The organism is Stenotrophomonas sp. 1L-E-5-B-C3, from assembly GCF_057292075.1.
On the sequence record NZ_JBXAWS010000001.1, the window covers coordinates 502,569 to 527,947 of the forward strand.

25 protein-coding genes are annotated in these 25,379 nt (G+C 66.7%); 12 read left to right on the top strand and 13 right to left on the bottom strand.

Annotated elements, in window-relative coordinates; all coding sequences use genetic code 11:
- Positions 1-116: 116 nt before the first annotated feature.
- From mtnA to ligA, 5 genes are all read right to left on the bottom strand, one after another.
- Positions 117-1,181 carry an S-methyl-5-thioribose-1-phosphate isomerase gene (gene mtnA, locus AC0Z6F_RS02440; RefSeq protein WP_153675942.1) on the bottom strand — a complete coding sequence of 355 codons (1,065 nt, stop codon included), beginning with the start codon at positions 1,179-1,181 and terminating at the stop codon, positions 117-119.
- A gap of 47 nt (positions 1,182-1,228) precedes the next feature.
- Entirely contained in the window at positions 1,229-1,960 is a 732-nt protein-coding gene (locus AC0Z6F_RS02445) for a DUF3011 domain-containing protein (protein WP_153675944.1), read from the bottom strand.
- Between the two features lie 140 nt (positions 1,961-2,100).
- Positions 2,101-3,057, bottom strand: a complete 957-nt coding sequence (gene epmA / locus AC0Z6F_RS02450) for an EF-P lysine aminoacylase EpmA (RefSeq protein ID WP_153675946.1) — start codon at positions 3,055-3,057, stop codon at positions 2,101-2,103.
- Positions 3,054-3,539, bottom strand: coding sequence for a GNAT family N-acetyltransferase (locus tag AC0Z6F_RS02455; protein WP_006376440.1), 486 nt, complete (start codon positions 3,537-3,539; stop codon positions 3,054-3,056). The genes epmA and AC0Z6F_RS02455 overlap by 4 nt, the downstream gene beginning before the upstream one ends.
- A 50-nt stretch (positions 3,540-3,589) precedes the next feature.
- Complete coding sequence (gene ligA / locus AC0Z6F_RS02460; RefSeq protein WP_485616348.1) at positions 3,590-6,055, bottom strand: NAD-dependent DNA ligase LigA; 2,466 nt, start codon at positions 6,053-6,055, stop codon at positions 3,590-3,592.
- 286 nt (positions 6,056-6,341) lie between these two features.
- On the opposite strand from ligA, the gene AC0Z6F_RS02465 reads away from it, so the two are divergent.
- On the top strand, positions 6,342-7,466 hold the full coding sequence (locus AC0Z6F_RS02465) for a pyridoxal phosphate-dependent aminotransferase (protein WP_012511551.1): 1,125 nt from the start codon (positions 6,342-6,344) through the stop codon (positions 7,464-7,466).
- A gap of 113 nt (positions 7,467-7,579) precedes the next feature.
- On the opposite strand, the gene zipA is transcribed toward AC0Z6F_RS02465, so the two are convergent.
- The 7 genes from zipA to AC0Z6F_RS02500 all read right to left on the bottom strand — a co-directional run bounded on the left by zipA (position 7,580) and on the right by AC0Z6F_RS02500 (position 14,573).
- Positions 7,580-8,320 carry a cell division protein ZipA gene (gene zipA / locus AC0Z6F_RS02470; RefSeq protein WP_012511552.1) on the bottom strand — a complete coding sequence of 247 codons (741 nt, stop codon included), beginning with the start codon at positions 8,318-8,320 and terminating at the stop codon, positions 7,580-7,582.
- A 46-nt stretch (positions 8,321-8,366) separates the two neighbouring features.
- Entirely contained in the window at positions 8,367-11,870 is a 3,504-nt protein-coding gene (smc, locus tag AC0Z6F_RS02475) for a chromosome segregation protein SMC (RefSeq protein WP_006376491.1), read from the bottom strand.
- A gap of 262 nt (positions 11,871-12,132) precedes the next feature.
- The gene (gene rplI / locus AC0Z6F_RS02480; protein ID WP_006376492.1) at positions 12,133-12,585 is read right to left on the bottom strand and encodes a 50S ribosomal protein L9; all 453 of its coding nucleotides are present in this window, start codon (positions 12,583-12,585) and stop codon (positions 12,133-12,135) included.
- Positions 12,586-12,689: 104 nt separating this feature from the next.
- Positions 12,690-12,920 carry a 30S ribosomal protein S18 gene (gene rpsR, locus AC0Z6F_RS02485; RefSeq protein ID WP_005926280.1) on the bottom strand — a complete coding sequence of 77 codons (231 nt, stop codon included), beginning with the start codon at positions 12,918-12,920 and terminating at the stop codon, positions 12,690-12,692.
- Between the two features lie 11 nt (positions 12,921-12,931).
- Positions 12,932-13,369, bottom strand: coding sequence for a 30S ribosomal protein S6 (rpsF, locus tag AC0Z6F_RS02490; protein ID WP_006376493.1), 438 nt, complete (start codon positions 13,367-13,369; stop codon positions 12,932-12,934).
- Positions 13,370-13,598: 229 nt separating this feature from the next.
- A complete protein-coding gene (locus AC0Z6F_RS02495) occupies positions 13,599-14,141 on the bottom strand; it encodes a CbrC family protein (RefSeq protein ID WP_006376494.1) in 543 nt (180 codons plus the stop codon).
- Positions 14,142-14,234: 93 nt separating this feature from the next.
- Entirely contained in the window at positions 14,235-14,573 is a 339-nt protein-coding gene (locus AC0Z6F_RS02500) for a HesB/IscA family protein (RefSeq protein WP_006376495.1), read from the bottom strand.
- A gap of 129 nt (positions 14,574-14,702) precedes the next feature.
- On the opposite strand from AC0Z6F_RS02500, the gene asnS reads away from it, so the two are divergent.
- The 11 genes from asnS to AC0Z6F_RS02555 all read left to right on the top strand — a co-directional run bounded on the left by asnS (position 14,703) and on the right by AC0Z6F_RS02555 (position 24,237).
- A complete protein-coding gene (asnS, locus tag AC0Z6F_RS02505; protein WP_485616346.1) occupies positions 14,703-16,097 on the top strand; it encodes an asparagine--tRNA ligase in 1,395 nt (464 codons plus the stop codon).
- A gap of 33 nt (positions 16,098-16,130) precedes the next feature.
- Positions 16,131-16,430, top strand: a complete 300-nt coding sequence (locus AC0Z6F_RS02510; protein WP_448123195.1) for a hypothetical protein — start codon at positions 16,131-16,133, stop codon at positions 16,428-16,430.
- 7 nt (positions 16,431-16,437) lie between these two features.
- Positions 16,438-16,752 (top strand): hypothetical protein, encoded by a 315-nt coding sequence (locus AC0Z6F_RS02515; protein ID WP_065724446.1) that lies wholly within the window; start codon positions 16,438-16,440, stop codon positions 16,750-16,752.
- 9 nt (positions 16,753-16,761) lie between these two features.
- The gene (locus AC0Z6F_RS02520) at positions 16,762-17,400 is read left to right on the top strand and encodes an FMN-binding negative transcriptional regulator (protein ID WP_065724445.1); all 639 of its coding nucleotides are present in this window, start codon (positions 16,762-16,764) and stop codon (positions 17,398-17,400) included.
- Between the two features lie 70 nt (positions 17,401-17,470).
- On the top strand, positions 17,471-18,133 hold the full coding sequence (gene can / locus AC0Z6F_RS02525) for a carbonate dehydratase (RefSeq protein WP_065724444.1): 663 nt from the start codon (positions 17,471-17,473) through the stop codon (positions 18,131-18,133).
- A gap of 19 nt (positions 18,134-18,152) precedes the next feature.
- Positions 18,153-18,674 (top strand): 3-hydroxyanthranilate 3,4-dioxygenase, encoded by a 522-nt coding sequence (locus tag AC0Z6F_RS02530; protein WP_485616345.1) that lies wholly within the window; start codon positions 18,153-18,155, stop codon positions 18,672-18,674.
- A 160-nt stretch (positions 18,675-18,834) separates the two neighbouring features.
- The gene (gene kynU, locus AC0Z6F_RS02535; RefSeq protein ID WP_485616344.1) at positions 18,835-20,109 is read left to right on the top strand and encodes a kynureninase; all 1,275 of its coding nucleotides are present in this window, start codon (positions 18,835-18,837) and stop codon (positions 20,107-20,109) included.
- Between the two features lie 31 nt (positions 20,110-20,140).
- Entirely contained in the window at positions 20,141-21,508 is a 1,368-nt protein-coding gene (locus AC0Z6F_RS02540; RefSeq protein ID WP_485616343.1) for an FAD-dependent oxidoreductase, read from the top strand.
- On the top strand, positions 21,508-22,947 hold the full coding sequence (sbcB, locus tag AC0Z6F_RS02545) for an exodeoxyribonuclease I (RefSeq protein WP_485616342.1): 1,440 nt from the start codon (positions 21,508-21,510) through the stop codon (positions 22,945-22,947). Before AC0Z6F_RS02540 ends, sbcB begins: the two co-directional genes overlap by 1 nt.
- Positions 22,944-23,630, top strand: coding sequence for a DUF2461 domain-containing protein (locus tag AC0Z6F_RS02550; RefSeq protein ID WP_485616340.1), 687 nt, complete (start codon positions 22,944-22,946; stop codon positions 23,628-23,630). The genes sbcB and AC0Z6F_RS02550 overlap by 4 nt, the downstream gene beginning before the upstream one ends.
- 55 nt (positions 23,631-23,685) lie before the next feature.
- Positions 23,686-24,237, top strand: a complete 552-nt coding sequence (locus AC0Z6F_RS02555; protein ID WP_485616339.1) for a DUF2939 domain-containing protein — start codon at positions 23,686-23,688, stop codon at positions 24,235-24,237.
- A gap of 153 nt (positions 24,238-24,390) precedes the next feature.
- Here AC0Z6F_RS02555 and AC0Z6F_RS02560 read toward each other — a convergent pair whose 3' ends face one another.
- A complete protein-coding gene (locus tag AC0Z6F_RS02560) occupies positions 24,391-25,335 on the bottom strand; it encodes a 5'-nucleotidase (protein WP_012511563.1) in 945 nt (314 codons plus the stop codon).
- Between the last annotated feature and the right edge of the window lie 44 nt (positions 25,336-25,379).

The window sequence follows — 25,379 nt, forward strand, 5'->3', positions numbered from 1 at the left end:
GTTCCCTGCCTCCATTTACGGGGATTTTACCGGCACAAATCAGGAACTTAGGGGGACTGCCGGCCAGCGGCCGGCACTACCGGGGGCGGAGCTCACGCTGCCCCCTCCCCTGTGCCTCAACCGCCGAAGGCGGCGCGCATGTTCCCGGCGGTCGGGTTCAGGATCACGCCACGCTCGGTCACGATGGCGTCGATCAGCTCACCCGGGGTCACGTCGAATACCGGGTTCCAGGCGGCGATGCCCTCGGCCACGGTGCGGGTGCCGCCCACGCCGTACAGCTCGCCCGGGTCACGCTGCTCGATCTCGATCTGGCTGCCATCCACGGTCTCCATGTCTACCGTGGAAGACGGGGCCACAACCATGAACTTCACCCCATGGTGGCGGGCGGCGATGGCCAGCTGGTAGGTGCCGATCTTGTTGGCGGTATCGCCATTGGCGCAGATGCGGTCGGCGCCGACGATCACCCATTGCACCGCGCCGGTCTTCATCAGGTGCGAAGCCGCCGAGTCGGCGATCAGCGTGGCGTCGATGCCATCCTGTTGCAGCTCCCACACGGTCAGGCGCGCGCCCTGCAGCCACGGCCGGGTCTCGCCAGCGAACACGCGGGCGATGCGATGCTGGGCCATGCCGGCGCGGATCACGCCCAGGGCGGTACCGAAGCCAGCGGTAGCCAGCGAGCCGGTGTTGCAATGGGTCAGCACGCCACTGCCCGCTTCGATCAGGCCCGCACCGAGCGCGCCCATGTGGCGGTTGGCGGCCAGGTCTTCCTCGGCGATGGCCTGCGCCTCCGCCTCCAGCAGCGCCTTCCAATCGGTACCGGCGGCACTCAGGCAACGACGCATGCGCGCCAACGCCCAGGCCAGGTTCACCGCCGTCGGGCGCGAAGCATTGAGCCGCTGCAGCGCAGGTTCCAGCTGCTGCAGGGCATGCGCGCCATCGGCAGCCTGCACGTCCCGCGCAGCCAGCACCACACCCCAGGCAGCGGCAATGCCGATCGCCGGCGCGCCGCGCACGGTCAGCGCATGGATCGATGCAGCAACCTCGTCGCTGTCATGGCAGACCACGTGTTCAACCACAAACGGCAGCTTGCGCTGGTCGAGCAGTTGCAGGGCTTCGCCGGTCCACAGGATCGGGCGGATGTGGTCGTAACGGGCGTAGTCGATGTCGGAGGCAGTGTTCATGAGCCCATTGTAGGGCCAGGCCCCGCGTGGTTGGAGCCTGCCCGGACTCAATTCACCGAGAATTCGGCACGGCAGCCGCCGTCCACCCAGATCCCGTTGCGGCTCCAGCCCCAGGTGCTGCCCTCTTCGCACGGCGTGCTGGACAGCTGCTGGGTAACGACCGCTCCAACGGAGATGCTGGCACCGCAGAAGCGGCGCTTCTTCGACTTCGATTCGCAGGTCAGACGCCGCGGCACGTCGACGAAACGACCCTCGTCGTCGGCCACTTCGAAATCGCCCTGGCAGCCACGCGTGGTCCAGACTTCATTGCGCTTGTAGCCCCAACCCTGCCCTTCCCGGCACGGAAGCACCGACAGCTGGCGCAGCAGGCGTACCGGGGCGCCATCGAGCCGCACCGGGCAGCTCTGCGGGCGACCGTTGGACTCACAGCGCACAACCCGGCGCACGAGGCGCTTGCCCTGGGTGCTGGCCGGTGCTGCCGCCCCCTGCGCACGGCGTGCGCGGAACTCGGCACGGCAACCAAGGGTGACCCACACACCACTGCGGTCGGTCCCCCACTCACTGCCGCGGATGCAGCTGTTGCTGGACAGCTGGCGGACCAGGTCGATGCCGTTGCTGACATCGATATCGCAGTGCACCCAGGCCATGTCACGCGATTCGCAGGTCACCACTTCGCCGTCATAGCCGGCCTGCTGGGCCAACGCCGACGACGGTGCGAACACCCCCCATATCGCGAGGGAGTACACCGGTACAGCGACGACCGCGAACCACTTGACCAAAGGCTTCCCCACGAGACTGGATGAACTGCCATGCCAGTGTGAGGCACGTGGGATGATGAGAGCATCATCCTGCTTGCTGAATCAAGCGCGAAATCCGTCGATTCCGTTCAGCCTGAAGATTTCAGAAAGACCCGAAAAACTCAGGCGTGGGCAAAATCGTAGGCCAGCACATCGGCGATGCGCGGCGTGCGGTTCATCGCCATCAGCAGGCGATCGATGCCCACCGCCACGCCGGCACAGGCCGGCATCGACGGCAGCGCTGCCAGCAGTGCCTCATCCAGCGCCGGCTGCACCTGCCCGCGCTCATGCCGACGCTGCAGATCACGCTGGAAGCGCGCACGCTGCTCCTGCGCGTCATTCAGTTCGTGATAGCCGTTGGCCAGCTCCACCGCCCCCAGGTATAGCTCGAAACGCTCGGCCAACGGCGGCGTGCCGGGGCGGATGCGCGCCAACGCGGCCTGGCTGGCCGGCCAGTCGTGGACCACGGTCATGACCGCGTCATCGAAGTGCGGTTGGATGTGGTGGGTCATCAGCAGGTCCAGCCAGTCGTCGCGGGTCAACCCGACCGGATCGATATGCACGTCGCCCAGTGCGGCACGCAGCGCGGCTTCATCGGCACCGAACGGATCCACGCCTACATGCTGCTGGAACAGCTCGCGATAACTCAACACGCGCAAGCGGGCGCTGCGCCCGACCAGCGCCAGCGCCAGCCCGACCAACTCGGCGGTTTCCTGCACCAGCCTATGGTGATCCCAGCCGACCCGGTACCACTCCAGCATGGTGAATTCCGGATTGTGGCGACCACCCGCTTCGCCATTGCGGAACACACGGCCCAGCTCATAGCAGTCGCCGACGCCCGCAGCGAGCAGGCGCTTGAGCGGATACTCCGGTGAGGTGCGCAACCAGCGGCGGCGGCCACCGGCATCGACATGCCCGGTGAAATCGGTGTGGAAGCTGTCGATGTTCGGCTCGGTGTTGCCGGCCACCGACAGGATCGGGGTTTCCACTTCCAGCACATCGCGCTCGGCGAAGAAGCGGCGCACCAGCGCGTTCAGCGCGGCGCGCTGCTGCAGCGCGCGCAGCAGGGCCTCGCTCACAGGATGCCCTCCGGGCGCGGATGGTCCAGCGGCAGGGTCAGCAGGTCACGGGTGTCGTCGATGTAGCCGCTGGCCAGGTACAGGCGTCGGGCCAGTTCGTTGTGGTGGTTCACTTCCAGGCGCAGGCGGCTGACGCCACGACCGCGTGCGCGCTGTTCGCAGATCGCCAGGGCCTGTTTGCCGCGACCACGACCGCGCGCGCGATGGCTCAGGTACAGCTCGTCCAGCAGCATGAAGTGACCGCCCTGCTCCAGGCTGAAACCCATCGCGATCACCGCATAGCCGACCACCTCGCCGGCTTCGTCCAGCCACAGCAGTACTTCACCGTTGCGCGGGTCGGCCAGCAGTGCATCCACGCCGCGACGCACGCGGGCGTCGTCGAAGTCGATCTTGTCTTCGGCGTAGAACTCGCGCATCAACGCGATCAACAGTTCCTCATCGGCACGGGTGGCCAGGCGGAAATCCAGCGGGGCGGTCTGCATCGGTGTTCCTTTGTATTTCATGCCGGGCGCAGAAGCGCCCGACGGGGGCTTCATTCGTGTTCGGCGAGATAGGCCCGCAGGCGGTCTTCGTCCCACACCGGCACGCCCAGCGACTGCGCCTTGTCCAGCTTGGAGCCGGCCTCGGTACCGGCCACCACGAAGCTGGTCTTCTTCGAGACGCTGCCGGAAACCTTGGCACCCAACGCTTCCAGGCGCTCCTTGGCGGCATCGCGGGTGAGCTGGGCCAGGGTGCCGGTCAGCACCACGGTCTGCCCATCCAGCGGGCCAGCCACGATCTCCGCAAGCGCGGGGGCCTTGGCCAGAATCTGCCGCATCGCTTTCTCAGCAGCCAGCAGCATCGCGCCATGGCCCTCGGCATCGAGCCACTCGGCCAGTCCGCGTGCGGTGTCGTCGGGCAAGCCGGCGTTGACGAACTGGCCATGCTCGGCGTCGAGCACTGCCTGCGCGCTGGGCAACGCAGCGACCAGTTTTTCCGCACGCAGGCGGGTGATGCCGGGAATCTCCGATTCCACCAGCAACTGCGCCAGGTCCAGGCCCTCGCGCAGCTTGGCGCTGGGGGCATGTGCATCGCTGATGCGCACCTGGCCGACCTGCAACAGATCATCGATGGCCTGCTGGTTGCCCTGCTGTTCGAAGAAATGACCGAGCGAGCGGGCTACTTCGCCACCGATGTCCGGCACGCGCTTGAACAGCGGCCACGGCAGATGGCGGATCAACTCCAGATCGCCAAACCACTGCGCCAGCGCCTTGGCCGTGCTTTCGCCGACGTGTTCGATGCCCAGTGCGAACAGCAGGCGTTCGAGCGTGGCAGCACGACTGGCGTCGATCGCCGCGATCAGGTTGTCAGCCCACTTGGTGGCGATCTTCTTCGTGTTCCATTCAAAGCTGGCCGGCTGCACCAGTGCCTGCGCGCGCCAGCCCGGATCGTTGCCGTCCAGCTTGAGCACGGCATTGAGCACCGCGCCGCTGCCTTCGGCAGGCAGATGCAGCTTCAGTGCGGCAGCCAATGCCGAAGGATCTTCGGCATCCAGCACCAGTTTCAGGTGCAGCAGCTGGTCACGGCTGAGCCGGTACAGATCGGCCACGCCCTTGACGATGCCGGCGTCGACCAGGGTCTCGATGTACTTGTCGCCGAGACCGTCGATGTCCATCGCGCGGCGCGAGGCGAAGTGCGCGATGGCTTCCTTGCGCTGCGCTGGGCAGGACAGCTCGCCCGAACAACGCCACGCCGCCGCTCCCTCCTCGCGCACGATCTCCGAGCCACACACCGGGCACTGCGTCGGCATCTGCCAAGGCGTGGTGCCCTGCGGACGGCGGTCGAGGATGACGCTGACCACTTCCGGGATCACGTCACCGGCACGGCGCACGATCACGCTGTCGCCGACGCGCACATCGAGGCGCGCGATCTGGTCGGCATTGTGCAGGGTGGCATTGGAGACGATCACACCGGCCACGGCCACCGGCGCCAAGCGCGCGACCGGCGTGGCGGCACCGGTGCGGCCGATCTGGATCTCGATCGCTTCCACGGTGGTGCTCTGTTCCTGCGCCGGGAACTTGTGTGCGATGGCCCAGCGCGGTGCGCGCGACACGAAGCCCATCGCCTGCTGCCCGGCGCGGTCGTCCAGCTTGTAGACCACGCCGTCGATATCGAACGGCAGGCCGTCACGGCGCTCGCCGATGTCACGGTAGTAGCCAAGCAGGCCATCGGTGCCATCCACCACCCTGCACAGCGCACTGACCGGGAAGCCCCAGCTGCCGAGCTGTGCCAGCGTGCCCGAATGGGTATCGGGAAGCTCGCCACCCTGCACCTCGCCGGTGCCGTAGGCAAAGAAACTCAGCTTGCGCTGCGCGCTGATCTTCGGGTCGAGCTGGCGCAGCGAGCCGGCCGCAGCATTGCGCGGATTGGCCAGCACCTTGCCACCCTGCAGGCGCGCACGCTCGTTGTAGGCCTCGAAGTCGGCGCGGGCCATGTAGACCTCGCCGCGTACTTCCAGCACATCCGGCCAGTCCTTGCCGTTCAGGCGCTTGGGGATATCGCCGATCTCGCGCAGGTTGGCCGTCACGTCTTCGCCGGTGCTGCCATCACCGCGGGTCGCGCCCAGTACGAAATGCCCCTCTTCGTAGCGCAGGCTGATTGCCAGGCCGTCCATCTTCGGCTCGGCCGAGAACTGCAGGCTGCGGCGGCCCAGGCGCTCATCGATGCGACGCACGAAATCGGCCACTTCCTCATCGCTGAAAGCATTGGACAACGACAACATCGGCACCGCGTGGCACACCTCGGCGAAACGGCCCGAGGGACGCGCTCCTACCTGCTGGGTCGGGCTGTCGGCACGGGCCAGTTCCGGATGCTCGCGCTCCAGCGCTTCCAGTTCGCGCACCATCCGGTCGTAGTCGACGTCGGGGATCTCCGGTGCATCCAGCTCGTGGTAGGCGCGGTTGGCCTGGGCGATCTGCCGGCGAAGGTCTTCGGCGCGTTCGGCGGGGCTGGGGCTCATCGGGATCCGGTGGTTCTGGGATGGCCGGGAATTCTACCGCGCCCGGGCGTCAGGCCCTGTAACACCACCGCCTTTGTAGCGTCGAGCTTGCTCGACTGACGCTCCCCCGCTCTGGCAGGTGCCAACCACTCCCCGCTCGGGTAGGTGCCAACCATTCCCCGCTCGGGTAGGTGCCAACCTTGGTTGGCACATCTGCAGTCGAGCACGACTCGACTCTACAAAAGTGGGCTTGCCGCCCGCCCCCACCGGCGCTAGCGTGCAGCAGCTACCCTTCGGAATCCCGCCCGTGACCCTGCCTGCCTCCCGTCGCCGTTTCCTGCAACTGGCCGGTGCCGGCCTTGCCGTGGCCGGCAGCAGCCTGCCCCGCCTTGCCCAGGCCCAGCCTGCTGCGGCCGCAACGGCGCCGCCCAGCGAGGGCGCGGTACTGCTGAACTTCAATGAATGCCCATACGGCCCCTCGCCCGCCGCCCAGCAGGCGGCGTGCGACAGCATCGCCAGCTGCGGCCGCTACCGCTTCGAGCTGGCGGGCCAGGTGCGCGACGCTTTCATCGGGCAGGCCGGCATCCCGGCCGATCATGTGCGCCTTTACCCCGGTTCCAGCGAACCGCTGAATCGTGCCGCCACGCTGTGGACCGGCCCGCAGGCGGGACTGGTAGTTGCCGACCCGACCTTCGAAACGCTGGGTGAGGTGGCCGCCGCGCACGGCGCGCACGTGCAGAAGGTGCCGCTGCGCGATGACGGCGCACACGACCTGCGTGCGATGGTGGCTGCCGCGCATGCACGCCCGACCGGGCTGCTGTACGTATGCAATCCGAACAACCCCACCGGCTCGATCAGCCCACCGGTCGAGCTCGCCTGGCTGCTGGCCCACAAGCCTGCGGCCACCCGTGTGCTGGTCGACGAGGCCTATCTGCAGTACAGCGAACAGCCCAGCCTGATCGCGCAGGTGGCCCAGCGCGATGACCTGATCGTGCTGCGCACGTTTTCCAAGCTGTACGGCATGGCCGGCCTGCGCCTGGGCGTGGCCGCTGCACATCCGGACCGGCTGCGTGAACTGGCCAGCCTCGGCGACAATCCGCTGCCGGTACCGGCACTGGCAGCGGCACTGGCCAGCCTGCGCGATCCGCATCTGATCCCACAGCGGCGCCTGCAGAATGCCAAGGCACGTCAGGCCACCGTCGCCTGGCTCGGCAAGCGCGGCTTCAACTGCGTGCCTTCGGAGGCGAACTGCTTCGTGGTCGACGTCCAGCGTGACGGCGGCGCGTTCGCCAAGGCAATGGCGGAGAACGGCGTGGTGATCGGTCGCAGCTGGCCGATCTGGCCGCAGCGCGTGCGGGTGACCGTGGGCACCGAAGAAGAGATGGCGGCGTTCCGCAAGGCGTTCGCGAAGGTGGCCGGCGTACCGGCGTAGACCGCATCCACGCATGGCGTGGATCTACTATTGTGGGTGCCGACCGTTGGTCGGGGTGGGTGCCGACCGTTGGTCGGGGTGGGTGCCGACCGTTGGTCGGCACGCCATGGCGCTTACCAGCGCGGGGTCTTGGTCAGCGGCGGTGCCTGGTGCTGGCGATCATAGGCACGCAGCTCGTCGCGGATGTGTGCGATGCGCTGACGACCCAGGGCATTGCGGCCGTCATCCAGCACCACGCCGTCGAGCAGTTCGGCCATGCGCTGCACGGTCGGCAGCATCTTCTCCCAGGCATCCAGCGCGGTCAGCGGTGCCGGCAGGGTCAGGAAGAAGGCGATGGCCGGAGTCTCCATGGCGCGGATGTTGGCCATGTCGAAGCTGCCCGGATTGATGACGCTGGCCATCGAGAAGATCGGTCCGCGCTCGGGGTAGCCCTCCACCAGGCGGTGGAACACGTTCATATGGCCGAAGACCAGGCCAGTCTTCTCGGCGGCCACCACGATGTCCTCGCCGCGCAGCTGTTCGCCGGCGCGGGCCGCCACCAGCAGCGAAACGATCTTGTCGAAATCCTGGGTAGCGCGCTTGCCGAGATCGCTGGCTGCGCCCAGGTCGGTGTCGGGCAGGCCAAGTTCGGCCTGCTCGCCTTCCCCGCCCATGCCCGGTTCAATGCGGCCATCGGCCACGGGGACGCCGTCATCGCCCAGCACCGGCTCGCGGCGTTCACCGCTGGTCGGTTCCGCGCCTTCCACGCGGCGCCCCTGGGGCTTCTTTTTCGGACGGCCAAACAGGAAGATCGCGGCGATCAACAGCAGGCCGGCGGCCAGGATGCCGATGCGCAACAGTGCCGTGTCGGACATTCGATAGGTTCTCCGGCTAGTTCATTCAGGTAACTAGGATGGCACGTCAGGCCGCGCCCGCCAATCGTGCGGCTTCTTCCAGGTCCACGCTGACCAGGCGGCTGACGCCCGGCTCGCGCATGGTCACGCCCGACAGCTGGTGCGCGGCCTCCATGGTCGCCTTGTTGTGGCTGACGAACAGGAACTGCACCTTCTCGCTCATTTCCTTGACCATGTTGGCCAGGCGGCCGACGTTGGCCTCGTCCAGCGGCGCGTCCACCTCGTCCAGCAGGCAGAACGGCGCGGGGTTCAGCTGGAAGATGGCGAACACCAGCGCTACCGCGGTCATTGCCTTTTCGCCACCGGACAGCAGCGAGATGCTGGACACGCGCTTGCCCGGCGGGCGCGCCATGATGGTCACGCCGGTGTCGAGCAGGTCTTCACCGGTCAGTTCCAGGTAGGCGTGTCCGCCACCGAACAGGCGCGGGTACAGAGCCTGCACGCCGGCATTGACGCGGTCGAAAGTGTCCTTGAAGCGGCCGCGGGTCTCGCGGTCGATCTTGCGGATGGCATCTTCCAGGGTCTCCAGCGCAGTGGTCAGGTCCACATGCTGCGCGTCCAGGTACTCCGAGCGCTGCGAGGCCTCGCCGTACTCGTGGATGGCCGCCAGGTTGACCGGCTCCAGCCGGCGCATGCGGCCGTCGATCTGGTGCACGGCCTGCTCCCAGTCGCCCAGGCGGGCTTCTTCGGGCAGCGCGTTGAGCACATCCTGCATCACGAAACCAGCCTTCTCCACCGCAGCCTGCAGCGTGTCGGCACTGAGCACCAGCGCCTGCTGGTCCAGCTTGCGCTGGGAAATACGCTCGCGCTGGGCCAGTGCCTGTTCGTCGCGTTGGTGGCGGGTCTGCTCGTAATTGCGCAGTTCGGCATCAATGCCGTCCAGCAGCGTACGCGCCTCGGTCAGCACACGGTCGGCACGCACGCGCTCTTCCAGCGCGTTCTGGTGCTCGGCCTGCAGCGATTCGACCGGCGAATCACCCTCATCGAGCTGCGAGTGCAGTTCGCCCAGGCGTGAATCGAGCTGGCCACGCTGGGTGCTCATGCGCTCCAGTGCCTGGCTCAACGAGGCGAGCTGTGCACGCTGCGATTCCAGGGTCAGGGCCAGCGAATGCGAACGCTCGCGCACCGCGCGTGCGGCTTCACGGGCCAGGTCGCGCGCGTCGGTCAGCTGGCGTCGTTCGCCTTCCAAGCCTTGCCGGGTCGATTCCAGATCGCCCATGCTGCTGACCGCGTTTTCCAGCCGCGAGCGCGCCTCGCGCACCTGTTCGTTGTTGGCATCCAGCGTTTCCAGCAGCTGCTTCAGCTCGCCCTCGATACGATCGATGCGCGTGCGCGCGGCTTCCACCTTGCCCTGCTGGCCCTGCAGCTGGCCGGCCAGCTCGGACACCGCACGGTGCGCCTGGTACAGCGCCCGTTGCGCATCTTCGCGCTGCTGTTCGGCGGCCCGCAGCTGCTCGCGGAAGCCGGACAGCTGTTCTTCCAGCTCGGCCTCGCGGTCCTGCAGCGCCTCGATCTGCTCACGCAGCTCGTTGATCTCGCGTTCGCGCAGCAGCGCGCCCTGCTGGGCCGCACCGGAGCGCGCGACGCGCAGCCAGCCCTGGCCCAGGCGCTCGCCACCCTGGGTGATGATCGAATCGCCTTCGGGCAGGCGGGCCTGCAACGTTTTCGCTTCGGCCAGATCGCTTGCAGCGTGCAGATGGGCCAGCAGGCGACGGATCGCCGCCGGGCCACGCACACGAGCGGCCAGCGAGGTAGGGGCAACCTTCAGATCTGCGTCGTCGCTGGCAACCAGCGCAATACGGCCATCGCCGAGCTCACCCAGTGCATCGACCAGGCTGGACGGATCGTCCACCAGCACGCCTTCGATCAATTGGCCAAGCGCGCTTTCCACCGCGTTTTCCCAGCCGGCGTCGACATCCAGCCGCTCGCCGACACGCGCGGCCGAATCCAGCCCACGTGCCTTCAGCCAGGCCACGGCGGCGCCCTGCTCCTGGCCAAGTGCAGCCTGCTGCAGAGTCTCCAGCGAGGCCAGCCGGCCACGCAGGCCGTTGACCTGCTTGTGCAGCTCGGCCAGCTCGTTCTGTCCGTTGCGCTGCTGTTCCTGCACTGCTGCCACGCCCTGCTTGCGCAGCTCGACGTCTTCACTCAACTCATCCAGCGCGGTCTTCTGCGTGTCGTGCTGCAGGTGCAGCTGCTCGAAGGCTTCTTCAAGCGCATCCACGTCCAGCCCCGCGCGTTCGGCCGCCAGCGCCTCGCGACGACGGTCGGCATCGAGGACCTGCTTGTCCAGGTAGTCCACGCGGGTACGCTCGACATCGCCAGCACGCGAGGCTTCGGAGCTCTGCGAGGTATGCTGCTCCCAGCGCTGCTGCCAGTGAGCCAAGCGCTCTTCCGCTTCGCGCAGGCTCTCCTGCTTGATCTCGTTTTCTTCCTGCAGCGCTTCCAGCTGCGGGGTCGCGGCGTCCACCGCCTCGCGCAGCACCATCAACCTGGCCTCATCGCCACTGATGTGCTGGCCGAGCTCGGACAGGGCCTGGCGGGTTTCATCACGCGCCTTGTGCAGGCGCTGCGACAGTTCGCGCTGATGCTGGATCTGCTGTTCGACACGGGCCAACGTGCTGCCGACCTGATAGACCGCGGCCTGCGCGGTATTCAACGCGTCAGCGGCCTCTTCGCGGCGCACGCGCGAGGTCTCGATGCGGGCCTCGGCGTCGCGCTGGTCGGCGATCAGCTGCTGCAGCCTGGTCTCTTCCTGCGACAGGCCTTCGCGCAACTTGGACAGGCGTCCATCCAGGCCACGGAACTCCAGCGCCTTCCACTCCGCGTCCTTGACCCGGCGTTCTTCCTGCAGCGCCTGGTACTGCTCGGCCTGCCGGGCCTGGCGCTTGAGGTGCTCCAGCTGCTTGCTGATCTCGTCACGCAGGTCGCCCAACCGGTCCAGGTTCTCGCGGGTGTGGCGGATGCGGGTCTCGGTTTCCTTGCGGCGCTCCTTGTACTTGGAGATGCCGGCGGCCTCTTCCAGGTACACGCGCAGGTCTTCCGGGCGCGCCTCGATGATCTGGCTGATCATGCCCTGCTCGATGATCGAGTAGCTGCGCGGGCCCAGGCCGGTGCCGAGGAACAGATCGGTGATGTCGCGGCGGCGGCACTTGGTGCCGTTGAGGTAATAGTTGCTGGTGCCGTCGCGGCTGACCGTGCGCTTGACCGAGATTTCGTTGAACGAGGCGTATTCGCCCGAGATCGTGTGGTCGGAGTTGTCGAAGATCAGCTCGACGGTGGCCTGCGAGACCGGCTTGCGGGCATTGGAACCGGAAAAGATCACGTCGGTCAGCGAGTCGCCGCGCAGGCGGCTGGCCGAACTCTCGCCCATGACCCAGCGCACGGCGTCGATGATGTTCGACTTGCCGCAGCCATTGGGCCCCACCACGCCGGTCATGTTGGTCGGCAGGTGCAGGGTGGTCGGATCGACGAACGACTTGAAGCCGGACAGCTTGATCGTGGAAAGACGCATAGGGTTTCCGGACTGGGGCCGGCAAGCGGCCTGCGTTTACCCTCCAAGTCATTGATCCGATTGGGATCGCTGGCCGTGGAACGGATGTGACGCCCTGAGTATACCGATGTGGCCGTGTTCTACGAATGGGCGTGGAACATTGCCTGGCCGGGGGCGCTGGTCGAGCGTCGCCCGGCGCCCCGGATCGGGCATTCGCCCAAAACAAAACGGGCACCCTCGCGGGCGCCCGTTCTGCGGTGATACCAGGCCTTGCGGCGTGGGATCAGGCCTTTTCGGCTTCGACCACAACCTTGACGGTGGTTTCAACGTCAGCGTGCAGGTGCACCAGGACGTCGTACTCACCGATGTTGCGGAAGGCGCCTTCGCCCAGGATGACTTCGCTCTTGTTCAGCTCGAGGCCGGCAGCGGTGAAGGCATCAGCGATTTCGCGGGCGCCGACCGAGCCGTACAGCTTGCCTTCGGTCGAAGCGTTGGCGGCGATGGTCACGCTCGCGCCTTCCAGCTTGGCCTTGCGGGCGTCAGCGTCGGCGTGGATGGCCTGGGCCTTGGCTTCGTAGTCGGCGCGCTTGGCTTCGAACTCGGCCTTGTTGCTCTCGGTGGCCGGAACGGCCTTGCCCTGCGGCACGAGGAAGTTACGGCCGTAGCCCGGCTTCACGTCGACCAGGTCGCCCAGGTTGCCGAGGTTGGTGACTTTCTGCAGAAGGATCAGCTGCATGGTATTGCTCCAGATGAGTTATTCGTTAGCGAGGCGATGGCCCCGCAACAAAGGCTGTCCGAATAGCTGGCACAGGGGAGCGGCACGTGGCCGCCCCGCCGGCATCAGATGTCGTGGTTGTCGGTGTACGGGATCAGGGCCAGGAAGCGAGCGCGCTTGACGGCGGTCGCCAGCTGACGCTGGTACTTCGACTTGGTACCGGTGACGCGGCTCGGCACGATCTTGCCGTTCTCGGTCAGGTACTGGCGCAGGGTGTTGAGATCCTTGTAATCGATCTCCTTGACACCTTCAGCGGTGAACTTGCAGAACTTGCGGCGACGGAAGAACTTGGACATGTCAGTGCTCCTTAGGCGGCCGAAGCGGCGTCGTCGCCGGCATCGTTGTCAGCGGCGGGGGTGGTTTCGCCTTCTTCGTCATCACGACGACGACGCTCACCACGCTCGGGCTTGTCGCCCTTCTCGTCCTTGCTCTTCATGATCAGCGACTGCTCGGTGTCAGCCTCGTCACGCTTGATGACCAGGTTGCGCAGCACGGCGTCGTTGAAGCGGAAGCTTTCGGTCAGCTCGTTCAGCACGGCCTGGTCGGCTTCGATGTTCAGCAGCACGTAGTGCGCCTTCACCAGGTTCTGGATCGGGTACGCCAGCTGGCGGCGGCCCCAGTCTTCCAGACGGTGGATGGTGCCGTTGCCGTTCTCGACCAGCGACTTGTAGCGCTCGATCATGGCCGGGACCTGCTCGCTCTGGTCCGGATGGACCATGAACACGATTTCGTAATGACGACTCATGTTTTTTCTACCTTTCGGATGTGGCCTTGCGGCCGGACAGCCCCCCGCCGTTGATACCGCGGTGGGGCAAGGATTCCCGCCAGGGAGGCAGGAAGCCGCGCATTATGGCGCAGATGGGGTGGCCGGGCAACCGGCGGGCCATAGGGCAACCTGAACCGGGGGGCAGCCTTCATGCCAACCAAGGTTGGCCGCTACCGGAGCCCCGCACAGTCCACGAATCCGCCTGGATTCACCCCAGGTCGACGTGAAGGCGATGCTGGCCGCATTCCAGGCACTGGAACAGGCAGCCGACCATCATCCCGTCCCGGCTCAGGTGCGCCAGCACCCAGTCGGCGTCGCGTGGATTGACTGCCGCCACATCGGGCCGGACCTGATCGAGGATGGGCAGCAGATCTTCGCTGCCGGCGAAGCCGAGGAAGGCGCAAGGTCGTTCACAATGGCTCAGCCATACCGATTGCTGCCAGGACGAGTAGCCCGGGGTGCGCTCGCAGATCTCCAGCAGCAGCTCGCGGGCGATGGTCGGCGGCGGATCGGCCGGATCCGGGGATACCCCCTCGATATCGCTCCAGCCGGTGAATTCACCCTCGTAATTGGCCGCTGCCCTGCCATCGGCGATACACCAGGGGCACAGGTAATCGGGACGCAGAGGTGTGTAGAACGGCCCCCGGTAACGAAGCGTCCGCGACTGACCGCAGCAGTCACAGATCCCGTCGACCTCTTCGAAGGAGAGGGCGTAGGCCTTGGGGTGATAAATGAAAAGCGGTCGTTCCATCCGTGAATCCCGTCCCTGCCGACCAAGGTCGGCATCTACCAGAGCAGGTTCCGATAGCATCGGACCACGCCCGGCGGACGCCAGAACCGGCCGTCAGGCCTTGTCGGCGTCGGTGGTGAAGCTTTCGCCGCAGCCACACTCGGCGGTGGCGTTGGGGTTGCTGAACGTAAAGGTCTCGCTCAGTCCGTGCTTGCCGAAGTCGATCACGGTGCCATCCACCAGCGCCAGACTCTTGGCATCGACGTAGATCTTCACGCCATCCTGGTCGAACACGGTATCGCCCTCGCGCTCGTCGCGGGCCAGGTCGGTGATGTGACCCCAGCCCGAGCAGCCGGTCTTGGTTACGCCGAAACGCAGGCCCAGCGCGCCGGGGGTCTGGGCGACAAAGCGCTGCACGCGCTCGAAGGCAATGGGGGTCAGGCTGACGGCCATGGGGCTACTCCAGAGGTACGGGGACATTATAAGGAGCCGACGGCCGCGAAAAATGCCTCGCAAGCAGAACGCTGCAACCGGTAAACTCCCGTGTTCACAGATCGAGTCGATCAGCAGAGGATTCAAGTCATGACGGTGGTCAGCGTTGAACATGCGCTTGCCGGGAAGATCCCGGAAGGCGGCGAAGTCACGGTACGCGGATGGGTGCGCACGGTGCGCGGTTCAGCGAATCTGGCTTTCGTGAATGTGAGCGACGGCTCCTGCTTCGCCCCGATCCAGGTCGTGGCCGGCGACAGCCTGGCCAACTTCGACGAAATCAAGCGCCTGACCAGCGGCTGCTCGGTCATCGCCACCGGCACCCTGGTGAAGTCGCAGGGCAAGGGCCAGTCGTTCGAGATCCAGGCAAGCGCGCTGGAAGTGGTCGGCTGGGTTGAAGACCCGCTCACCTATCCGATCCAGCCCAAGCCGATGTCGCCGGAGTTCCTGCGCGAAGTGGCGCACCTGCGCCCGCGCACCAACCTGTTCGGCGCGGTCACCCGCATCCGCAACTGCCTGGCCCAGGCCGTGCACCGTTTCTTCCACGAGAACGGCTTCAACTGGATCAGCACCCCGATCATCACCACCTCCGACGCCGAAGGCGCCGGCCAGATGTTCCGTGTGTCCACCCTGGACATGGTGAACCTGCCACGTGACGAGAAGGGCGCCATCGATTTCAGCCGCGACTTCTTCGGCAAGGAAACCTTCCTGACCGTGTCCGGCCAGCTGAACGTCGAGGCCTACTGCCTGGCGCTGAGCAAGGTCTACACCTTCGGCCCGACCTTCCGCGCCGAGAACAGCCACACCACCCGCCACCTGGCGGAGTTCTGGATGATCGAGCCGGAAATCGCCTTCGCCGACCTGGCCGAAGACGCGCGCCTGGCCGAAGAGTTCCTGAAGTACCTGTTCCGCGCAGTGCTCGACGAGCGCGGCGACGACCTGGCCTTCATCGCCGAGCGCGTGGACAAGAACGCGATCACCAAGCTGGAAGACTTCATCAATGCGCCGTTCGAGCGCATCGACTACACCGATGCGGTCAGCCTGCTGCAGAAATCCGGCAAGAAGTTCGACTTCCCGGTGGAATGGGGCCTGGACCTGCAGACCGAGCACGAGCGCTGGCTGACCGAGGAACACGTCGGCCGCCCGGTGGTGGTGACCAACTACCCCGAGCACATCAAGGCCTTCTACATGCGCCTGAACGACGACGGCAAGACCGTCGCGGCGATGGACGTGCTGGCCCCGGGCATCGGCGAGATCATCGGCGGCAGCCAGCGCGAAGAGCGCCTGGACGTGCTGGACGCGCGCATGGCCCAGTTCGGCCTGGATCGTGAGCACTACAGCTGGTACCGCGATTTCCGCCGCTATGGTTCGGTGCCGCACGCCGGCTTCGGGCTCGGCTTCGAGCGCCTGGTGGTCTACGTCTGCGGGCTGTCCAACATCCGCGATGCGATCCCCTACCCGCGCACCCCGGGCAGCGCGGACTTCTAAGCCACCCCACACGACCACGGAGGTACTGTCCCCATGACCCTGTTCTTCGCCCTCTGTTTCGTTGGCGTCGCAGTGGCCGGGTTCAGTGCCTTCGTGATCTTCTGGCCGCTGACCCTGGTGCACGTGCGCGATCGCCATCCGGCGCTTGCCGAGCGCTTCGGCAGTGGCGCCTTCCTCAAGCCCGACGCCCTGGGCTGGTTGCTGCGCCGCGATTACCGGCAGCAACCGGACCGATCGCTGTCCGGGCTGGCGACACCGGCCTGGGTATCGCTGCTGACCCTGCTGACCGGACTGGGCATGGCTGCCCTGCTCTGGTTGGCCTCGCTCTGGTAAGACACACATGAACGACATCTCCGCCGCGCGCGACAGCTGGTGGCTGGCCAGCCTCGGCAACACCCTGATCTGGGCACGCCTTCGCATCCGTGCCGCCGGCACCGCCGAAGTGCTCGACAGTGATGGCAATACGCTGAGCTATGACAGCGAAGACACCGCCCGTTCGCAGCTGTTCGACGCCGAGTTCGTCGAGTACGACGGCCTGGACGAGGAAGACGCGCTGGTGCGTGGCTTCTCGCTGCATGAAGTGCAGCCGCCGCACGCCGACAACGATGAGGGCCTGCGCGGCCGCATGGTGCAGTCCCTCGGGGCCCGCGCCTGAGACCACGCCATGTTCACCCCACGCGCCTTCGCCGAGACCGACCTGCTCTGGCTGGACCGCCTGCTGGCGCGTGATCCGTTCGTCACCGTGCTCACGACCGGCAGTGATGGTCTGCCGGAGCTGACCCGGATACCCGTGCTGTACCGGCGTGACGGCGACCAGATCGAACTGCGCGGCCACTGGGCGCGCGCCAACCCGCAGTCGCGCCACAGCGGCGCGGCCAAGGTCCTTATCGACGGTCCGCACGGCTATGTCTCGGCCAGCTGGTACCCGGACAAGGAGCCCGCCGCGCGGGTGCCGACCTGGAACTACGCCGCCGCCGAACTGCGCGGCCAGCTGCAGACGTTCGACGATGCTGAAGCGCTGGCTGAACTGGTCGGCGCGATCAGCGACCGCTTCGAAGCCAGCGTCGGCCAGTCCTGGCAGTTCGATGCAACGCGCACGGAGCATGGCCCGGAACTGCGCGCCATCGTCGGCTTCCGCTTCCAGGTTGAACACGTGCAGTTGAAGCTGAAGCTGAGCCAGAACCATCCAGAGGCCAACCAGCAGGCGGTGATCGCCGCGCTGGACACGCTGGCCACTCCCTCCTCACAGGAACTGGCGCAGTGGATGCGCTGGCATCGCGAACAGGCCGCCACCGGCGGCTGAACGCCACAGATTCCCGCGCCGCAGCTGGACAGCTGCAGCTCGCCCCTACCCGACGCCAGGGAAACCGCACATGAAAGACATCCGCCGCCTGCTGCAGAACAATCGAGACTGGGCCGACCGCGTCGCCAAGGAAGATCCCGACTTCTTCCACCACCTGGCCAAGCAGCAGCACCCCGAGTACCTGTGGATCGGCTGCTCCGATTCGCGCGTACCGGCCAACCAGATCATCGGCATGGCACCGGGCGAAGTATTCGTTCATCGCAACGTCGCCAATGTAGTGGCGCACAGCGACCTGAACTGCCTGAGCGTGGTGCAGTACGCCGTGGACCAGCTGAAGGTGAAACACATCCTGATCGTCGGCCACTATGGCTGTGGCGGCGTTCACGCCTGCCTGCACAACACCCGCGTGGGTCTCGCCGACAACTGGCTGCGCCACGTCGGCGACGTCGCCCAGAAGCACGCCGCCATCCTCGACGCGATCGACGATGACGAGCTCAAGCACGCCCGCCTGTGCGAACTGAACGTGATCGAACAGGTCGCCAACCTGTGCCGCTCGACCATCGTCGAAGATGCATGGGCACGCGGCCAGAAGCTGATGGTGCACGGCTGGGTCTACAGCCTGAAGAACGGTCGCGTCAGCGAGATGGGCATCGACGTGGGTGCCCCGGAAGAGTTGAAACAGGCCTACGAGAATGCCCTGTCCTTTGTCCCGCGCCAGGGCCGGCGCGACTGACCGCACACGGAATGCCACCATGCTCGCTTCGCCGATCAACCTGCACGCCTGGATCGAAGAACACCGCCACCTGCTGAAGCCGCCGGTGGGCAACAAGATGATCGACAACGGCGACTTCATCGTGATGGTGGTCGGCGGGCCGAACTCGCGCACCGACTACCACTACGACGAAGGCCCGGAGTGGTTCTACCAGCTCGAAGGCGAGATGGTGCTGAAGGTGCAGGAGGATGGCGCGGTGCGTGACATCCCGATCCGCGCCGGCGAGATCTTCCTGCTGCCGGCGAAGGTTCCGCACTCGCCGCGGCGCCCGCCCGGTGGCATCGGCCTGGTGGTCGAGCGCAAGCGCCTCCCGCATGAGATGGACGGCGTGATCTGGCATTGCGAACGCTGCAACCACAAGCTGCACGAAGAGTATTTCCCGCTGCAGAACATCGAAACCGACCTGCCGAAGGTGTTCGCGCGTTACCACGCCAGCCTGGAGCTGCGCACCTGCAGCCAGTGCGGGCACGTGGACCCATTACCGGCGCCGGCGGCGGGCTGACCACCCGCCCCTGTAGAGCCGAGCCCATGCTCGGCTGCCGGGCCACGAAGCCGAGCATGGGCTCGGCACTACAGCAATAGCGGTACGCAGGCATTCCGGGCATCGGTCCCGCCGTGCCAGGCGCTACACTGACGGTCCCGTTGCAGCCTGTTGCCCGACCATGTCCGACCTGCTCAGCCGCACCCACGCCATTGCCCTGGACGCCGCCGATCCGCTACGCCCGCTGCGCAGTGAATTCCTGATTCCGCGCCATGGTGGCGGCGAGCAGACCTACTTCGTCGGCAACTCTCTGGGCCTGCAGCCGCGCGGCGCACAGGCCGCCGTGCAGGAAGTGATGAAGCAGTGGGGCGAGCTGGCCGTGGAAGGCCACTTCACCGGCCCCACGCAGTGGCTGTCCTATCACCGTCTGGTCAGCGCACAACTGGCCCGCGTGGTCGGCGCGCTGCCCAGCGAAGTGGTGGCGATGAACACGCTGAGCGTGAACCTGCACCTGATGATGGTCAGCTTCTACCGGCCAACCGCCGAGCGTCCGGTGATCCTGATGGAGGCCGGCGCGTTCCCGACCGACCGCCACGCCGTGGAAGCACAGATCCGCTTCCATGGTTTCGACCCGGCCGAGTGCCTGGTGGAAGTGCAGCCGGATGAAACCAACGGCACGATCTCGCTGACCGCGATCGAGCGCGCCATCGCCGAGCACGGTCCGCGCCTGGCGCTGGTGCTGTGGCCGGGCGTGCAATACCGCACCGGCCAGGCCTTCGATCTGGATGCGATCACCCGCGCCGCCCGCCTGCAGGGTTCGCGCATCGGCTTCGATCTCGCCCACTCGGTCGGCAACCTGCCACTGCGCCTGCATGACGTGGCCCCCGACTTCGCCGTGTGGTGCCACTACAAGTACCTCAACAGCGGCCCGGGTGCGGTGGCCGGCGCCTTCGTGCACGAACGGCACCATCGCGACAGCAGCCTGCCGCGCTTTGCCGGCTGGTGGGGCCATGAAGAGTCCACCCGCTTCCAGATGGCACCGCAGTTCACTCCGGCCATCGGTGCTGAAGGCTGGCAGCTGAGCAATCCGCCGATCCTCGGCCTGGCTCCGCTGCGCGCCTCGTTGGAGCTGTTCGAGCGTGCCGGCATGGACTCGCTGCGCAGCAAATCGCTGGCGCTGACTGGCATGCTCGAAGCGCTGGTGCGCGCGCGCCTGCCTCAGGTGCTGGACATCATCACCCCGGCCGACCCGCAACGCCGCGGCTGCCAGCTGTCGCTGCGCGTGATCGGTGGCCGCGAACGTGGCCGCGCACTGTTCGAACACCTGCGCGGCATCGGCGTGCTCGGCGACTGGCGCGAGCCCGACGTGATCCGTATTTCGCCGACCCCGCTCTACAACCGCTACCTGGACGTGCACCACTTCGTCGAGGAAGTGGAAGCCTGGGCCGGCCTCTAAGCCGGCCCCTCCCCTTCTGCTGGACAGTTCGTTGATCGCACACGCTTCCCGCTCGTTGAGCATTATCGGTGCCGGCCTCGCCGGGTCCCTGCTGGCCATCCTGCTGTCACGCCAGGGCTGGCGCATCACCCTGTACGAACGCCGCGGCGATCCACGCGTGGCCGACTACGAGAGTGGCCGCTCGATCAACCTGGCGTTGGCCGAGCGTGGGCGCAACGCACTGCGTCAGGCGGGCGTGGAAGACGAGGTGATGGCGCGCGCGGTGATGATGCGCGGACGCATGGTGCACCCGCGCGAGGGCGAACCGCAGCTGCAGCGCTACGGCCGCGACGACAGCGAAGTGATCTGGTCGATCCACCGCAGCGACTTGAACACCACGCTGCTGGAACTCGCCGAACAGGCCGGCGCTACCGTGCACTTCCATCGCCGCCTGCACACCGTCGATTTTGATGCCGGCTACGCGCGCTTCATCGATGACCGCGACGACAGCCCGCACGACATCCGCTTCGACACCCTGATCGGCGCTGACGGTGCCGGCTCTGCGCTGCGCGCGGCGATGAACCGCCGTGCGCCGCTGGGCGAGGACATTGCCTTCCTCGACCACTCCTACAAGGAGCTGGAGATTCCGCCGGCCGCCGACGGCAGCTTCCGCATCGAGCGCAACGCACTACACATCTGGCCGCGCGGCCACTACATGTGCATCGCCCTGCCCAACCACGAAGGCACCTTCACCGTCACCCTGTTCCTGCCCAACCAGGGCGACCCAAGCTTCGCCACGGTCAACACCGGCGCGCAGGCCGAGGCGCTGTTCGCGCGCGAGTTCGCCGACACCCTGCCGTTGATCACGAACCTGCGCGCGGACTGGGAGCAGCACCCGCCGGGCCTGCTTGGCACGCTCACGCTGGAGCGCTGGCATCAGCAGGGCCGTGCCGTACTGATCGGCGACGCCGCACATGCGATGGTCCCGTTCCACGGCCAGGGCATGAACTGCGCGTTCGAGGACTGCGTTGCGTTGGCCCGTCACCTGATGGAGGCCGATGATCTGGAAGCTGCGTTCGCCGCGTTCGAAGCCGAGCGCAAGCCGAATGCACGTGCCATCCAGCAGATGGCGCTGGAGAACTATCTGGAGATGCGCGACCGCGTGGCCGACCCTGCATTCCTGCTGCGGCGCGAACTGGAACAGGAGCTGCAGCGCCGCTGGCCGACCCGCTTCGTGCCGCATTACACCATGGTCACCTTCCTGCACACACCCTACGCCGAGGCCCTGCACCGCACCGAACTGCAGCGCGGGATGCTGGTGGCGGCGACCACCGGCCACACCACATTGGACAACATCGACTGGGCGACACTGGAAGCGCAGATCCACGCGCAGCTCCCGGTCCTGGAGGGCGCGCACTGATGGCCGACAGCTTCCTGTTCTACGACCTGGAAACCTTCGGCCAGGACCCGCGGCGTACGCGCATCTCGCAGTACGCGGCAATCCGCACCGACGCCGACCTCAACGAGATCGATACCCCGGTCAGCTTCTTCGTGCGCCCGGCCGATGACCTGCTGCCCTCACCGATGGCCACGCTGGTGACCGGCATTACTCCGCAGCAGGCACTGGCCGAAGGCATCAGCGAAGCCGAAGCCTTCGACCGCATCAACGAGCAGCTGTCGCGCCCCGGCACCTGCGCGCTGGGTTACAACACGCTGCGCTTCGACGATGAGTTCGTCCGCTACGGGCTGTTCCGCAACTTCCACGACCCGTACGAACGCGAGTGGCGCAACGGCAATTCGCGCTGGGACCTGCTGGACATGCTGCGGCTGATGCGCGCGATGCGCCCGGATGGCATCCAATGGCCGCTGCGCGAAGATGGCGCCACCTCGTTCAAGCTCGAACACCTGGCCGAAGCCAACAACGTGCGCGAAGGCGATGCGCACGAAGCACTCTCTGACGTGCGCGCCACCATCGGCATGGCCCGCCTGTTCAAGCAGTCGCAGCCGCGCCTGTGGGACTACGCCCTGAAGCTGCGCGACAAGCGCTTCGTCGGCAGCCTGCTGGACGTGGCCGCGATGAAGCCGGTACTGCACATTTCCATGCGCTACCCGGCCAGCCGTCTATGCGCGGCACCGGTGCTGCCGCTGTCGATGCATCCCACCATCAACAACCGGGTGATCGTGTTCGACCTGGAGGGTGACATCGACGACCTGCTGGAGCTCCCGGCCGAGGTGATCGCACAGCGCCTGTACATGCGTGCCAGCGAACTGCCCGAGGGCGCGACGCGGGTGCCGCTGAAGGAAGTACAACTGAACAAGGTGCCGGCGCTGATCGCCTGGAACCACCTGCGTGCCGATGACCATGCGCGTCTCGGCCTGGACGTGGCCGCGATCGAGGCCAAGGCCGAGCGCCTGCGTGCGTTCGCCCCACAGCTGGCCGAGAAGGCACGACAGGTCTACAACCAGCCGCGCGTGGCCAGTGTGGCCGACGTCGATGCCTCGCTGTACGACGGCTTCCTGGGTGCCGGCGACAAGCCACTGCTGGCACTGGCGCGCACCACCGCGCCGGAGCAGCTGGCAGCGCTCGAAGGCCGTTTCCGCGACCCGCGGCTGCCGGAGCTGCTGTTCCGCTACCGTGCGCGCAACCATCCCGACAGCCTCGCACCGGATGAACGCCAGCGCTGGCAGGATTACCGCCGCCAGCGCCTGCTCGGAGACGGCGGCCTGGGCGAACTCAACCTGCCCCAGTACCAGCAGCAGCTGGATGCACTGGCTGCCGAAGCGCCCGATGACGCGCGGCGCCAGGATCTGCTGCAGTCACTGCGCGACTGGGGCCAGCACCTGCAGGAGACCCTGTGAGCACATATTTTTCGGATGCCAGCTTCAAGTTCCTGCGCAGCTTGGCGCGGCACAACGACAAGGCGTGGTTCAACGATCATCGCCAGCAGTATGAAGACCATGTGCGGCAGCCGTTCCTGCGCCTGCTGGGCGACCTGCAGCCGGCACTGACCGAGGTCAGCGAGCACTTCCGCGCCGACACCCGCGGCGTCGGCGGTTCGCTGTTCCGCATCCATCGCGATGCGCGCTTTTCCAACGACAAGTCGCCGTACAAGACCTGGCAGGGTGCGCGCCTGTTCCATGAGCGCCGCCGCGAAGTGGCCGCGCCCTCGTTCTATGTGCACCTGCAGCCTGGCGAGAACTTCGTGGGTGCTGGCCTGTGGCATCCAGAGCCGGAAACCCAGCGCCGCGTGCGCCACTTCATCCTCGACAACCCCGGCAGCTGGAAAGCCGCCGCGCAAGCACCGGCGCTGCGCAAGCGCTTCGACTTCGAGGAAAGCGAGAAGCTGGTTCGGCCGCCGCGCGGCTTCCCGGCCGACTTCGAGTTCATCGACGACCTGAAGCACCGCAACTGGGTGATGTGGCGCTCGCTGGACGATGCCACGATGACCGGCCCGCGCCTGCTGTCCACGCTGGGCAAGGACCTGGCCGCGCTCGGCCCGTTCGTCGACTATCTGTGCGCGGCGCTGGACCTGGAATTCTAGGTCGCATCACCTGCCGTTCACCACTGGCTGCGGCAGTTGCGGCAGTCTGGGCGGCATGAAGAAGCTCAGCGCACTCGTGGTCCTGCTGGTCCTGGCACTGGCCGCCTGGTGGTTTGGCGGCCCGTACATGACCGTGCACGGCCTGTCCAAGGCCATCGAACAGCGTGACACCGCCCGATTGGAGCGCTACGTCGACTTCCCGCGGGTACGCAGCAGCGTGCGCGCCCAGCTCAACGACTACCTGGTGCGCCAGGCCGGTCCGGATGTGGCAGCCAGCCCCTTCGGCGCCCTGCTCTACGGGCTGGGCAACCAGCTGGGCGGTGCGGCGGTGGAGACGCTGGTAACTCCGACTGGCATCGGCGCGATGCTGCAGGGCCATGTGCTGTGGAAGCGTGGCCGCAATGAACTGCAGGGAGGCGATGCATTCGGCCCGACCGAACCGGCGCGGCCGCTGAAGCATGCCGAGCACCATTTCGAAGCACTGGACCGCTTCGTGATCGACGTTGATCGTGGCCCGGGCCAGCCGCCGCTGAAGGTGGTGCTGGAACCGCAGGGCCTGCGCTGGAAGGTGGTGGACCTGCAGCTGGGGATGTCGGCCACCCAATAACCGGTAGCCGCCCACCTTGGTGGGCGCCGTTCAACCGAGGTGCCAACCAAGGTTGGCAACTACCGGAAGCACGGGACTCTGGTAGATGCCCACCTTGGTGGGCGCCGATGCATGGCAGTGCCAACCAACGGTTGGCACCCACCCGGCATGGTTTCAGCCTTCGTTGGCGACGCCGTGCGGCACGTGGCCAGCCGCCACATGCTCGCGGGCACTGTCGATGTTGTGCTGCGAATCATCGAAGAAGATGTCGGCACCAAAAGCCTGCAGGAACGGGCCCTTGTGGCGGCCGCCGAGGAACAGGGCCTCGTCCAGGCGCACACCCCATTCGCGCAGGGTGCGGATCACCCGTTCGTGCGCAGGTGCCGAGCGCGCGGTCACCAGCGCGGTACGGATCGGCGCACTATCACCCGCCGGGAACACTTCCTGCAGCGTATGCAGGGCCGACAGGAAACCGCGGAACGGCCCGCCGCTGAGCGGCTCGCGCGCGCGTTCGCGCTCGTGCCGGCCGAATGCCTCCACGCCCTGCTCGCGCGAAATGCGCTCACTCTCGTCACCGAAGATCACCGCATCGCCATCGAAGGCGATGCGCAGCTGCCCGGCCGGCCGTGTGATATCGATCTGGTCGGCGGCCGCGGCTGCAGTTTCGCCCGGCGGTTTGGGCAGGATGGTGGCCGCAGCGATCCCATGGCGCAGCGCGCTGCGCACCGATTCCGGGTTGGCCGACAGGAACAGGTCGGTGCCGAACGGCTTCACGTACGGCCAGGTCGGCTCGCCGGCGGTGAACGTCGCACGGATGATGCCCAGGCCGTAGTGCTGGATCGAGTTGAAGATGCGCAGGCCGGTATCGGCCGAGTTGCGCGACAGCAGGATCACCTCGACCCGCGGGTTCTCGGGGCTGGCGCCCTGGTTCAGCGCCAGCAGCTTGCGCACCACCGGGAACGCCACGCCGGGACCGAGGATGTCGTCCTCGTGCTGGCGCTGGAACTCGGCATAGGCCGCCACGCCATCGCTCTCGAACAGCGCGTGGCTTTCCTCGAGGTCGAACAGGGCGCGCGAGGTCACCGCGACGGTCAGCAAACGGGGGGAGTTGTCGCCCATCGGTGGGGGTCCTTCAAAGCGATCGGCGGGGCCGGCGGCCTATT

Coding starts and splice junctions, on each gene's coding strand:
- AC0Z6F_RS02500 (WP_006376495.1), bottom strand. CDS start 14,573: ATGGCCGTCAGCCTGACCCCCATTGCCTTCGAGCGCGTGCAGCGCTTT.
- AC0Z6F_RS02520 (WP_065724445.1), top strand. CDS start 16,762: ATGTTCACCCCACGCGCCTTCGCCGAGACCGACCTGCTCTGGCTGGAC.
- asnS (WP_485616346.1), top strand. CDS start 14,703: ATGACGGTGGTCAGCGTTGAACATGCGCTTGCCGGGAAGATCCCGGAA.
- mtnA (WP_153675942.1), bottom strand. CDS start 1,181: ATGAACACTGCCTCCGACATCGACTACGCCCGTTACGACCACATCCGC.
- AC0Z6F_RS02555 (WP_485616339.1), top strand. CDS start 23,686: ATGAAGAAGCTCAGCGCACTCGTGGTCCTGCTGGTCCTGGCACTGGCC.
- AC0Z6F_RS02495 (WP_006376494.1), bottom strand. CDS start 14,141: ATGGAACGACCGCTTTTCATTTATCACCCCAAGGCCTACGCCCTCTCC.
- AC0Z6F_RS02560 (WP_012511563.1), bottom strand. CDS start 25,335: ATGGGCGACAACTCCCCCCGTTTGCTGACCGTCGCGGTGACCTCGCGC.
- AC0Z6F_RS02510 (WP_448123195.1), top strand. CDS start 16,131: ATGACCCTGTTCTTCGCCCTCTGTTTCGTTGGCGTCGCAGTGGCCGGG.
- AC0Z6F_RS02515 (WP_065724446.1), top strand. CDS start 16,438: ATGAACGACATCTCCGCCGCGCGCGACAGCTGGTGGCTGGCCAGCCTC.
- ligA (WP_485616348.1), bottom strand. CDS start 6,055: ATGAGCCCCAGCCCCGCCGAACGCGCCGAAGACCTTCGCCGGCAGATC.
- rpsF (WP_006376493.1), bottom strand. CDS start 13,369: ATGAGTCGTCATTACGAAATCGTGTTCATGGTCCATCCGGACCAGAGC.
- rpsR (WP_005926280.1), bottom strand. CDS start 12,920: ATGTCCAAGTTCTTCCGTCGCCGCAAGTTCTGCAAGTTCACCGCTGAA.
- zipA (WP_012511552.1), bottom strand. CDS start 8,320: ATGTCCGACACGGCACTGTTGCGCATCGGCATCCTGGCCGCCGGCCTG.
- AC0Z6F_RS02530 (WP_485616345.1), top strand. CDS start 18,153: ATGCTCGCTTCGCCGATCAACCTGCACGCCTGGATCGAAGAACACCGC.
- kynU (WP_485616344.1), top strand. CDS start 18,835: ATGTCCGACCTGCTCAGCCGCACCCACGCCATTGCCCTGGACGCCGCC.
- sbcB (WP_485616342.1), top strand. CDS start 21,508: ATGGCCGACAGCTTCCTGTTCTACGACCTGGAAACCTTCGGCCAGGAC.
- can (WP_065724444.1), top strand. CDS start 17,471: ATGAAAGACATCCGCCGCCTGCTGCAGAACAATCGAGACTGGGCCGAC.
- AC0Z6F_RS02455 (WP_006376440.1), bottom strand. CDS start 3,539: ATGCAGACCGCCCCGCTGGATTTCCGCCTGGCCACCCGTGCCGATGAG.
- smc (WP_006376491.1), bottom strand. CDS start 11,870: ATGCGTCTTTCCACGATCAAGCTGTCCGGCTTCAAGTCGTTCGTCGAT.
- rplI (WP_006376492.1), bottom strand. CDS start 12,585: ATGCAGCTGATCCTTCTGCAGAAAGTCACCAACCTCGGCAACCTGGGC.